Origin of the sequence: Leisingera sp. ANG59 (genome assembly GCF_013317235.1) — a bacterium.
Taxonomy (GTDB): Bacteria; Pseudomonadota; Alphaproteobacteria; order Rhodobacterales; family Rhodobacteraceae; genus Leisingera.
This window is the reverse complement of the sequence record NZ_WLCM01000074.1, coordinates 1-11,304: the sequence shown is the minus strand read 5'-3', so window position 1 is coordinate 11,304 and position 11,304 is coordinate 1. Positions and strand designations below refer to the sequence as shown.

The 11,304-nt window shown below is 58.3% G+C and carries 8 protein-coding genes and 2 pseudogenes; 6 read left to right on the top strand and 4 right to left on the bottom strand.

Annotation, left to right across the window (positions count from 1 at the left end):
- Positions 1-243: 243 nt before the first annotated feature.
- A pseudogene (locus GKC28_RS25320) lies at positions 244-909 on the bottom strand (cation:proton antiporter); the annotation flags it as partial.
- Positions 910-1,059: 150 nt separating this feature from the next.
- Positions 1,060-2,127 (bottom strand): hypothetical protein, encoded by a 1,068-nt coding sequence (locus GKC28_RS25315; protein WP_174149714.1) that lies wholly within the window; start codon positions 2,125-2,127, stop codon positions 1,060-1,062.
- A gap of 888 nt (positions 2,128-3,015) precedes the next feature.
- On the opposite strand from GKC28_RS25315, the gene repA reads away from it, so the two are divergent.
- From repA to repC, 3 genes are all read left to right on the top strand, one after another.
- The gene (repA, locus tag GKC28_RS25310) at positions 3,016-4,218 is read left to right on the top strand and encodes a plasmid partitioning protein RepA (RefSeq protein ID WP_065268738.1); all 1,203 of its coding nucleotides are present in this window, start codon (positions 3,016-3,018) and stop codon (positions 4,216-4,218) included.
- On the top strand, positions 4,208-5,170 hold the full coding sequence (repB, locus tag GKC28_RS25305) for a plasmid partitioning protein RepB (RefSeq protein WP_174149713.1): 963 nt from the start codon (positions 4,208-4,210) through the stop codon (positions 5,168-5,170). The genes repA and repB overlap by 11 nt, the downstream gene beginning before the upstream one ends.
- A 253-nt stretch (positions 5,171-5,423) precedes the next feature.
- The gene (repC, locus tag GKC28_RS25300) at positions 5,424-6,590 is read left to right on the top strand and encodes a plasmid replication protein RepC (RefSeq protein WP_174149712.1); all 1,167 of its coding nucleotides are present in this window, start codon (positions 5,424-5,426) and stop codon (positions 6,588-6,590) included.
- 636 nt (positions 6,591-7,226) lie between these two features.
- Here the strand turns inward: repC and GKC28_RS25295 are convergent.
- Positions 7,227-8,339 carry a Fic family protein gene (locus GKC28_RS25295; protein WP_174149711.1) on the bottom strand — a complete coding sequence of 371 codons (1,113 nt, stop codon included), beginning with the start codon at positions 8,337-8,339 and terminating at the stop codon, positions 7,227-7,229.
- Positions 8,340-8,722: 383 nt separating this feature from the next.
- Complete coding sequence (locus GKC28_RS25290) at positions 8,723-9,532, bottom strand: LuxR family transcriptional regulator (RefSeq protein ID WP_174149710.1); 810 nt, start codon at positions 9,530-9,532, stop codon at positions 8,723-8,725.
- Between the two features lie 116 nt (positions 9,533-9,648).
- Between GKC28_RS25290 and GKC28_RS25285 the strand changes: the two are divergent.
- The 3 genes and pseudogenes from GKC28_RS25285 to GKC28_RS25275 form a co-directional block, all read left to right on the top strand.
- A pseudogene (locus tag GKC28_RS25285) lies at positions 9,649-10,494 on the top strand (ornithine cyclodeaminase family protein).
- Between the two features lie 118 nt (positions 10,495-10,612).
- Positions 10,613-11,035, top strand: coding sequence for a hypothetical protein (locus tag GKC28_RS25280; protein ID WP_368041171.1), 423 nt, complete (start codon positions 10,613-10,615; stop codon positions 11,033-11,035).
- A gap of 81 nt (positions 11,036-11,116) precedes the next feature.
- Positions 11,117-11,304: DUF6429 family protein (locus GKC28_RS25275; protein ID WP_174148167.1), on the top strand; the 188-nt coding region annotated here is incomplete at its 3' end.

The window sequence follows — 11,304 nt, the reverse complement described above, 5'->3', positions numbered from 1 at the left end:
TCCTGCACCACGCTGTGGTCATACAGATCGAAGGTGCCAGCTACCGCCTGCGCAGCCATGCCGACCTCATACCCGAGCATGTCCGCGCCAACGCCCCGATCGCTCCCCCGCCTCCGCCGAAGCGCCGCGGGCGACCGCCAAAGACAAGGAATGGAGCCGCTGATCACTAACGCCGGCTGATCACCGGGACCGAGCAAGTGGGGAATTTTACTTCGGCACTTTTGGGGAAAATTGAAACGGCGTTGACAGTTGCGCCAGGATGAAATCCGCAAACAGGCTCATGACCCAGACCGCCGCCCTTGTTGCCAGCCAGCCGGTCAGCGCACCACACAGGATCAGCATTGGAAAGCCCGCCAGCGCCTCCTGCATCGAGGGATCGGGAACGCCGACCATCACAAAGCCGAAGAACAGGCCAAAAAGCGCAATTGCCGCCGCATCGTTCAGCAGGCTTTCGCCTTCGACGATCCGGGTCAGGCGCTGGGGCGCGGCAATCGAGCGGAAGATGCTGACCACCGCCGACGGGTCGGTGGTCGAGACGATGGAGCCGACCAGCAGGCAGGCGGTCAGCGGCAGGCTGCTCGCCCAGTGCAGCGAATAGCCCACCAGCCCGGTCGCCGCCACAACGGCGATCACCGCCAGAACGATGATGGGCACGCCGTCCCCGACCATCTCGCGCAGGTCCATTCCGATGGTGGCCTGGATCGGCAGCCCCAGGATCGCCTCCGCCACGGGGTTGAGCGCATCGGTCAGTTCGGTGCGCAAAAAGAAGCTGGCGCCAAGGCTCAGCACGATGCCGATCACGGCAATGATGGCGCTGTACGGCAGCCGCAGCCGCGCGGCCAAAGGCTCCGCCGTGCCGATCAGGAAAAACAGCACGGCAATGAAGGAGATGACAACCCAGGTATCCATATCTGCCGATAGCGGTTTTCAGAAGGCGAAGGAACGCAATAGTGCAGCCCCACTGCCCGACCGCATAAACCCGCCATTGCGGCGGCTTGGGAATTCGCAGCCAAATCCGGTGCTGTTGGGCAGCTGCGGCGCTCCGGCCCGTAAACCCGCTCAGGCCGCGCCGCTCAGGGACGCCCGCCAGACGCGGAAACGCCCCTGCCCCGTCACCTCCTGCACCAGGTTCTTCGCCTCGAACCAGGCAATGTTCCTTTGCACCGCCGCGCGGCTGGCGCCGCTCAGTTCTTCGGCCAGCGGGGCTGTTACCAGCGGCCAGCTGCGGAACACCTCGATCAATCGCGGCGGTGTGCGGCCCGACAGGGATTTGGCGCGGCTGCGGGCGTCGCTCTCCCACTGGTCCAGCTGGTCCAGATGCCGCATTGCCCGGAGAACCCCCTGGTCCACCGCCTGCAGCCAGCGGTGCAGCCGCTCCTGCGGCTCGCCGCCGCCGCGCAGCCCCCCTGCCCCGCTCATCAGCACCGGCGCAAACAGGGCCCCGCCCTGCCCTTCGCCGGCCGAAATGCGCGCAGCGATCACCGCGCCCTCCAGAACGTCGCCCTCTGGCCCGATCCCCGCCATCCGCCAGAGGTGAAAGGCAAAGCACGCGCGGACGATCGGATGCAGGGCGGATGCGGTTTTCATGATGGCATTCCACCCGGCGATCCTGCCGGACAAGGGATCTTCGCCCGGGGCGTCATGGCGGCCCAGAAACCCGGCGATATCCGCCCCCGGGCCGGGGCCGCCCGACAAGCGGCGGAACGCCCAGGCGGTGCGCTGCAGTGCAGCAGTATCATCGCCGGCCGCGCTGACCCGCATGGCCTGCCACAGCCCCAGCCTGTCGGGGGAGATCCGGTCGCCGGACAGCCAGCTGAGCCCGGACGCTTCGGCAAGCGCCAGCCTGTGGCGCCAGCCTTCGGGCCCGCGCCGCAACCGCTCACCCAGCGCCCCGAACCGCGCCGCCGTCTGCGCCAGATGCAGCGCCTCCGCCGCCTGCGCCTGTTGCCACTTGGCGACCTGCGCCCGCTCATCCGGCTCGGCGCGCGGCAGCGGCGGCAGAAAGTCCGGCTCCTCCTCCGGCGGTCCGGGCAGGAACCACAGGTCCTCCTCCCCGGTTTCACCGTCATTGGGGCCTTTTCCGGCATCTGTGCCGCTGCCTTTGGTTTCAGATGGGCTCCGATTCATGTGCGCAAAATGTAGCTATTTTGCATATTACTCAAGCGATTTCGTCTTTCCCGGCTGGCATCTGCGCAGGGACAGCGTTCAGCGCCGTTGCACCCGCCCCTGCCTTACGGGCCGGAACAAGGAAACAAGGGGGACAGCCGGCAACCGGGGTGAATGGCTGAAAATTGCAAACGCCTTCAAACCGCCGTTTGAAACTGACACATCAAACTGAAAATCGACCTGGATCGGACAACTCCATGAAGGATCCCCTAAAGAGGCAAGAAAATCCTCCTATGCCCTTCACCGACTAAGCGTGTGTTTTCCCCCATGCCTAGCCCACCTTCGTCCAGATTGAGGACTTTGGGGCGACAGGCAGTACTCAAGTGAACCTTTGGTTGTCGTCCGGATGAACCGGCAGCCCCCTTTTCGTTTCTGTACCGCCCGAATCCAGGCAGAATGACGTGGCGTCGAAACGGAATTAGGCCTGACTCAGCCATTTCGACATGGCCTAAGACTGAGTGAAACATGTAGCAACTGAGACACGGTTGTTTTGGTATTACGTACGGACGCCTCTTATTTGCGTTACAGCCCTACCTGATGGTCTCAAGCTGGGAAGTTACCAGCTCTGCCCATCCTGTGGATAAGCTGTGGATGCCTTTTCTTCTCCAAATCAACACCTTACCAATCACCTTGCAACTATAGTCTGCAGGAGATCCACCAGTTGTCGGCAAAACTTCCGCGTATTCCTATCTTAGACCGCTCCAATTTTTCCTTGAGATTCGAGTGCCATGAGGTCATAGCTGTAACGAGAAAAAGCAAATATGGCCTCAACTGCCGTTTCTCCACCTCGTGGATCAGCCCGTACCGGGCAGTAACGGAACTAAGAAGGTCAAAAAACGGGCAGTAACTATGGACGCAGTATTGCACAGCAAGCTTCGAGCGGACGCCAGCAGGCTCTCGGAAGCACTCGACGCCATGTCGAAGCTGTTCCTAGCACCTAAAGAAGAGAAACACCTCAGGACGTTCTCCTCCTCAGAGGTGGCTCATCTGCTTCGGGTGAGTGACGGATACCTCCGGAAGTCTCATTTCGATGGCAAGCTACCAGAGGTCGAGCAAGGCCCTGGTAACAAACGGTCCTATACCGCAGAAGACATACTCGAAATTAGGAAGATCCTTGCGCAGAATGCCAAGGATCCGTTGCATTTTTTGCCGGGTCGGCGTGATGGTGACAAACTCCAAATCTGGTCCACAGTAAATTTTAAGGGCGGGTCCAGTAAAACGACCACTTCCGCACATCTAGTACAGCGCTTGGCCCTTCGGGGATATAGAGTCCTTGCTATCGATGCCGATCCGCAAGCTTCACTCACAACCTTCTTTGGCTACCAGCCTGAGTTAGATTTCCGGCATGGTGGGACGCTCTACGATGCCATCCGTTACAATGATGGCGAGACAAACCGCGTTCCAATCACAGAAGTCCTGCGGAAGTCCTACTTTCCCAATCTGGATTTAGTCCCTGGCGGTATCATGCTGTCTGAATTCGAAACCGAAACCCCTACGGCATTGAGTCGTGGCGAGCAACCAGTCTTCTTCAACCGAATCCGGGATGCGCTTCGCCAGGTTGAGGATGAATATGATATTGTGATGATCGATTGCCCGCCTCAGCTCGGGTATCTCACCATGTCGGCGGTCTGCGCTTCGACTTCCCTTCTCATGACCATCATTCCGGAACGGGTCGATTTGGCATCTGCCAGCCAGTTTCTGGACATGGCGTCGGGCGTCCTTGAGGTCCTCCATTCAAATGGCGGTATCGGAGCGTATGATAACTTCACTTACTTGCTGACCCGTTTCGACACCTCCATTAGTGCTCAACAAGACCTTGCGGAATGGATTAAAGAAATCCTAGGTAGCAGCGTTATCCCGACCCCGTTCGTGAAATCTTCTGCGGTCAGTGACGCAGGGCTCGCTCAAAAGACTGTTTTTGAGGTCGACTTAAGTGGTTCAAAAAACAGAAAAACATATGACCGGGCAATCGAATCCATAATCGGCGTTGCCGACGATATCGAACGCAAGATCCAGACAGCCTGGGGACGGGAGGTAGACGATGAAGCGTGATTTACTTGCCAGAAGCCTACAGCAAATGGCTGAGAAAAAACCGGCAGATAACTCTACAGCGGCATCACCTGCACCTTCTAAAGAAGGTGCGCCGAAGTCGCTAAAAAACATGTCGGATGTACTGACGCAGGTTGCATCGCAATCAGCGCAGGAAATCGATGTTTCCGAGATTGCTGACTCCGAGATTGCTGACCGCTTCGATGTGCAGGACGGCCTCGATGACCTGGTCGAATCCATTCGGGACTCCGGCCAAGAGCTTCCGGTCCTCGTGCGTTACCGCCGTGGCGATGGACCGCGTTACGAAGTGGTTTATGGTCGCCGCCGAATTGCCGCATGCCGCGCCCTTGGCATCAAGGTCAAGGCCTTCATCAAGGATATGGATCTCCGGGAAGCCCTGAAATCTCAAGCGCTTGAAAACTCAGCCCGCTTGCAGCGTAGCTTTATTGAGCAAGCTGTTTTTGCTGCCAAGTTAGAGCAAGCAGGTTTCACCCGGCAGGACATCTGTGAAGCATTGGTTGTCGACAAAGGCACTCTCAGCAAGCTCATCAGCGTTGTACGCGATGTTCCGGCTTCTGTGATCCGTGCAATCGGACCCGCCCGGGATTCCGGGCGCCGACCTTGGTATGAGCTGAGACGTCTGGTGACCCTCGAAAACGGTTTCGGAGAGGGCGCAATCCTCGAGATGATCCCATCAAGCTGTACTAATGCAAACGAGCGCCTCATCGCCCTGATAAAGGCGATGCAGAAGGCTGAAGCGATCCAGGGCAGCCAACCGGCTCGCCGCCCCCCCTCCCCTACTCAGAGCGGAGAGATCTACGGAGGCGCTGTCAGCTTCAAAGCGAAGGAAGCCCGCATCACAATACAGGCCGACAAGTCCAGTAAGGCATTCATTCGGTTCCTTGAAGAAAACCTTGAAACGATTTTTTCAGAATGGACCCAAACTAGAACATAGGCGTGTTTGAAAAAGTGGAAAGTGCGCTAAGTCATTGTTTTCATTAGGTTGTCCGTGGCCAACTTAATGAAAGCGAGCAGCAAAAAACGAGCAGAAACACAAGGAGGCAGACAGAGCGTAAAAAGAAACCCCCCGACAGCGGTGAAGCTTATCAGAGGGTCCCTGTAACTTAGACACTTACTTGGTACCTCCAAAATCGAATCACTGCAACACCGAATTCGGTGAACGGTTTCTTTTTGCCGTCTGAAACGACATGGAAACCAAAATGACCGCGGTACCCCGTGCCGAGGCACACTTGGATTGTGCCCGAACTCAGGCAGCAGAATTCCGTCCAGTTCTGCGCAAGGATCTTTTGCTTGCACTCAAAATCGCGCGCAAACGCTTGGGCCTGACAGACACCAATGTTTCCGTCCTAGCGACGCTTCTCAGCTTCCTACCCTGCCAGGACCAAATGACCGGCGCAGAAGTTCCTGTAACGCACGAGATGCTGCTTGTCATATTTGCGTCTAATGCCGCCATTTGCGAGCGTGCAAATGGTATGGGCGATCGGAAGCTTCGCCGAAATATCGATCGCCTCGTGGCTGCTGGTTTGGTCAGACGCAAAGACAGCGCTACTGGGAAGCGTTTCCCAATTAGGGCAAGCGGAAAGATTATTGATGCCTATGGCATCGACATTTCTCCGCTACTGTTGGCCGCGGACCGGATTATCCGCCTGGCTCGGCAGATCAAAGCGGAAGAAGAAGAGATCCGCGGCCTGCGGGCACAGGCATTGGCTCTGCGGGCAGAACTCCTTCGCCGCGCCGACACACTGGGCAAAGCCTCCATAGATGTTGTCGAAGGAGCCAAAACGGTCTTACGGCGAGTAACGCTCGGAGTGGAGGGCGTCCGTGCTGTTCATCATCAGCTATTGGAAATTGCCAAGGAGGCCCCCTACCCTAATCGGTCCAGCTCACCTGATAACATTTCGAAAGCAAACCCAACGGTCGAAGAACTTCGTTCTGAGGACACGGTATCTTCTAGCCAAGTTACCAAAACTATTAGTATGTCCGGCGCAGACGGTCAAAATGTCCGCCAAGTAGAAACATACAAAATAGAAATAAAAAAAGAAACTAAAGCCAACAAACAGGATTTTGTGCGCACCGAAGATGCCTCCGACATTTGGTTCTCACTCGAAAATGTATCTACCTTCTTCCCCGACATTCCTAAATCTCTGTCACAGCTTCAAGAAACGGTTTACCTTCTTGGGAGGTTTATTGCTTTGAGTGAAAGAACTTTGGCTAAGGCCATCGCCTCGATGGGATGGACCCACCTGCTAAAAACACTCGATTACCTGATAGGCAATGCCAGTCGCATTCGTAACCCTGATGGATATTTGACAAGGATCATTGCTGGTCATCAGACAAGACAGCTGCAACCGTAGTTATTTCCTTCCTTCCAGCGATTGGTGGTGAACCAAGCATCAAAAGTGACGCAACAGTTGGCCATGGCCAACTCAGTCCGCAGTCTGGAACCTTGGATATTGTCGGGACAGTGTTTGCCGTTCTAGCCAAGATGATTTTGAAATGAAAGAACTTTGCCACCTGACTACCTCCGATAGTTCTTCAGCTCTAACCTCCAGGCATCACAACTCGATGCCGACATTTATAGCGAAGTTGGCCATGGCCAACTTTAAGCGAGGCTCGATTGCATCTACTTGCTACAATTCGCCGTAGAGAGAAACAGAGCTGATCTTTCACTGGGACTTAAACTAGATATCGGGCACCAGGCTGATTGGCCAAACCTCAACATCCACGTGGTCGCCGTGGCGGGCATTTTTAGGCAGTGCCCGGCGCTCATTTGGCGGCGGGGGCATCAGTTTCAATCTTTTATCCAAGCCCATGTTTCTCGAATTCATCCGACGGCTGGGAAACACCGGCGAACATGACGATAACAATAATACCGGGCTCGCCAGCAGAATTCTGAACGATCTGAAACGAAAGCCGGACTGGACGTTTCTTTCACTCGCCACCTGAGAAATACAGCGGACTAGCAGAGGCCGCGGAACCGGTCCGTGGTCCTAGGCCTTTTCGTTCAGATTCAACCAATATCGCGTATAGCGGCGTTCACCGGTACGGCTGAGCACGCCCTTTTCAACGAGATCCTGCAGATCCCGGGTTGCTGTTGCCCGCGATGTGCCGGTGATCTTGAGATAATTCTCAGCGCTCAGCCCGCCTTTGAAACCTTCGGGGCCTTCTCTGAACATCCGCGCTATTGCCTTGGCTTGCCGACCGTTCAATTGGTCCCGGTGCCTGTCATAGAAGCGCGCCTTACCGATGGAGAAACCGACCCGGTCGAGTGTGACCTGCTGAGCCTTCAGCACAATCTTAGCGAACCAGACAAGCCAGGCTGTCACATCAAGCGTTTTTTGGTGCACTGCGAGCTGGTCGTAATAGGCTCTCCTTTCCCTTTCTAAGGTGAAGGCAAGGGCAATGAGGCTTGGTTGACCGAGGTTCTGCGCCAAACATTTTTCGGCCAGGGCGCGGCCCAAACGCCCGTTCCCGTCTTCGAAGGGGTGAACGCTCTCGAAGTAAAGATGGCTCAGCCCGGCCCGGGTCAGGGCAGGGAGGGGCTCAGGAGCATCCGGCCCGGTGGTATTGAACCAGCCAACATAGCGTTCCATCTCGCGCAGGACCTGACCTGAAGGCGGGGCTTCGAAATGTACTGTCGGCCGGTCAAGGCGGCCGGAGACGATTTGCATTGCTTCCGCGTACCGCCTGTAGCCGCCGATGGCTTCAAGACGGCGGTCATGGGACAGGAGCATATGGTGCCAGCGAAACAGTGTTTCGTGAGAAAGCGGGCCTGCAAAGCTGGAATAAACGTCCACCATCATCTCGGCGACACCTTGCTCCCGCGGTTTTGCCGGATAGCTGTCAGGCGCCAGCCCCAGATGGCGGCGCAGCGAAGACTGAACGCTGAGCCGATCCAGGATCTCACCTTCGATGGCACTGGTTTGCATTGCCTCATCGCTTAGTAGCTCGATGCGGAGTTGCTCGCGTTCAGAGTGGCTGACATGATGCACAGCTCCGAGAATCTCGCCGGAAGACAGCAGAAACTGCCGTTCCAGTGGCTCGAGAGCCGAGGCACCATATCGAAAGCCTGGCCACCCGGGCATTTTCCAGCTCCATGGCATGAGGTATAGAGATCCCTTCTATAGCTCAAATATTGTCACATTTTGATTTATAGGGGTCAATGCTATCGATCAACTGCAATCCAGCTGGGCTCGGTGCTATGTGGACGCGGATGCACGACTTGTCATTCTCAAGTTAAGGGACGCCACTTTCGAATGGGGCCTTGGCTTAAGCTTGAGGCAGCGCCCGAAAAGACTGCACTCAATTGGCGTGCTAGCGGGTCAGTGCACTCACTGGACTTCTTGCCCGCTAAGGGCACTTTGCCATTTTGCCCGGTCTGAAGAGATCGCGCGTAGCGTAAGACTGTTAGGCAAAACACTCAAAATCATCGTCATTGCCATCACGGTGTAAGCTGGTGATTCAGAACTTGGGAAGAATGCCGCTGCTAGCGCGCCTTGCTCTGCCATTCCAGGAAGGCGTTGAACAGCTGCTGCTGGGTGCTGATGCCCAGTTTGGCATAGGCGTTCTTGCGGTGGGTTTTCACCGTGGGCAGGGCAATCCCGAGGGTCAGACTGATCGACAGGCTGGAATGGCCCTTGAGGATCATCTGCACGATCTCCGCCTCCCGCGGGGAGAGGATGCTGCGGCCAAAGTCCTGTAGCGTCCGCTCTGGTTTGGCTGCGCTGAGGTCCGGGGCCTGCCGGGACCAGAGCCGGGTGAAAGCTGCCCCGAACAGCGGCAGAAAGGGGCGCAGCCGGTCCAGCAGATCATCGGAAAAACCGCCGGCCGCCACAGGACGGGCAAAGCTGACCTCGCCCATGGCACCGCCGGGCAGTTCTATCAGCAGGGTGAGTTCCACCAGCCCCGCGGGCCAGCCGGGGGTGCGGTAGCCTATTTCCTCGGCGTCCTCGACCAGAATACCCGGGGTCTCCGGCGCCGGGTTCCAATTGTCGGGTGCCAGGTCCGCCATCCGGTAGAGCCCCGGCTGCAGCCCGTCGAGCAGCGCGTTGTAGACCGGGTTCAGCAAGTAGGTGCTGTTCACATAGAGCTGCACTGCGTCCTTGGCGGCGCCTTGCGGGTAGCTGTCATCCAAGTAGTGCGGGCGCTGGCCGGGGCGGTTAACAAGGCAGAAGGCGGCGGTGAAGGGCAGCAAAGGTCGGGCGGCGGCGATAAGCCCGGCCGCGCCGCGCTGGCCGCTGATGACGCTGGCCAGCGCGCTGTTCGCAGCCGCAATGTCAGTGCCTTGAAATTCCACGTTATCCTTCCGGTCTGCCTGCCATAACACGCGGCGGGGAGGCATGCATCATCCTTGGGGATGATGGCGGCAGGGCAGGGGGGCCGCTACCCTTCGGACAAAGAAGGAATTTGCCGATGACGATAACCCCGATTGTGTTGGATGCCGAAGCCGTGGCGCAGCTGCTGCCGCAGGTCGATGTGCTGCAGGAAATGCGGGCGCTGTTTGCAGACCTGGGCCGCGGTCAGGCGGTGCAGCCTGCGCAGACATTGACGCTGTTTCCGGAAGGGCAGGGGGATTTCATCACCTATCTGGGGGCTGCTTCAGGGGCGGGCACTTTTGGCGCCAAGCTGTCGCCTTATCTGCCGCGCGCGGGCGGGCCGGTGATCACCGCCTGGACCGTGCTGATGTCGATGGAGACAGGCCAGCCGCTGATGCTGTGCGATTCCGGGCGGCTGACGACCGAACGCACCGCGGCCACCACGGCGCTGGCGGTGGATCTGCTGGCAGGCGAGGGGTCTGCGCGGGTGGCCGTGATCGGCTCCGGCGCCGTGGCGCAGGCGCATTGGCGGCATGTGCAGGGTCTGCGCGATTGGCAGGAGGTGCGGGTCTAATCGCCGGGCCTGGGCGCCGATGCGGGCAAGCAGGCCGCGTGGCGCGGGATCTGCCCGGAGGCAGAGTTTGCCGCCAATGCGGAAGAGGCCGCGCGGGGGGCGGATGTGGTGATGCTCTGCACCTCTTCGGGGACACCGGTTCTGGATGCAACCGTGGTGGCACCCGACGCGCTGGTCACCTCGATCAGCACCAATGCGGCTGAGGCGCATGAAATTGCGCCCGCCTTCCTGGCTTCAGCGCAGGTCTATTGCGACTATCGCGAGACCACGCCGGCTAGCGCCGGGGAGATGGTGCTGGCCGCGCGGGATCATGGCTGGAGCGCGGATCAGCTTCGGGGTGATCTCGCGGGGCTTGCTGCCGGAACCTGAGAGGGGCCTGAGACCGGGCGGATGGTGTTCTTCCGCTCCATCGGGCTGGGGCTGGAGGATATCGCCGTGGCCAACGCTATCTACCGCGCCGCCAGCGCTTGAGAGACAGGAGAGAAACATGCATATCGAACCTTTCGGTGTCGAAATCTGGATGAACGAGTGGGAGACCAAATGCGAATGGAACCTCGCCGAGACTTGTGTTGAGAGCCTGACCATCGAGGAGCTGCTGCAGCTGGCCGGGAAAAACTCTGCTGATTTGTCCGAGCTTCTGGGCATGAAGATGACTTATGGCGCGATCGAGGGCTCGGACCGGCTGCGCAGTGCCATTGCGGCTCTGTATCAGGGACAAGGCCCGGAAAATGTGATCGTCACCCATGGCACCATCGGCGCCAACATGCTGGTGCACAAAAGCGCTGGTCGAGCGTGGCGACCGCGTGGTGGCGGTGGTGCCAACCTATCAGCAGCATTACTCGATCCCGGCCAGCATTGGTGCGGATGTGCATCAGCTGCGCCTGCGGAAGGAGAACGGGTTTCTGCCTGACTTGGACGAGCTGCGGGCACAGGGTAAGGCTCCGGCGAAGACCGCGGTCCCATTGGCGCTGTGATGTGATACCCGTTGTTCATGGAGATCGACGAGGACAAGATCGACGACGCGGTTCTGGGACTGCTCTGGTTGACGCTGCATGATGAGCGTCGCGCCTGGAAGGGAATGGACTGGTCGGCACTGGATCGATTGCATCGGAAGGGTTTGATCCATGACCCGGTTAACCGGGCCAAATCTGTCGTGCTGACTGATGAAGGGCTACAGCG

What these genes read in the sequence shown, in the direction of transcription:
- GKC28_RS25315 (WP_174149714.1), bottom strand. Translation starts at nt 2,127, where the DNA reads ATGAATCGGAGCCCATCTGAAACCAAAGGCAGCGGCACAGATGCCGGA.
- repA (WP_065268738.1), top strand. Translation starts at nt 3,016, where the DNA reads ATGGACGCAGTATTGCACAGCAAGCTTCGAGCGGACGCCAGCAGGCTC.
- repB (WP_174149713.1), top strand. Translation starts at nt 4,208, where the DNA reads ATGAAGCGTGATTTACTTGCCAGAAGCCTACAGCAAATGGCTGAGAAA.
- repC (WP_174149712.1), top strand. Translation starts at nt 5,424, where the DNA reads ATGGAAACCAAAATGACCGCGGTACCCCGTGCCGAGGCACACTTGGAT.
- GKC28_RS25295 (WP_174149711.1), bottom strand. Translation starts at nt 8,339, where the DNA reads ATGCCATGGAGCTGGAAAATGCCCGGGTGGCCAGGCTTTCGATATGGT.
- GKC28_RS25280 (WP_368041171.1), top strand. Translation starts at nt 10,613, where the DNA reads ATGCATATCGAACCTTTCGGTGTCGAAATCTGGATGAACGAGTGGGAG.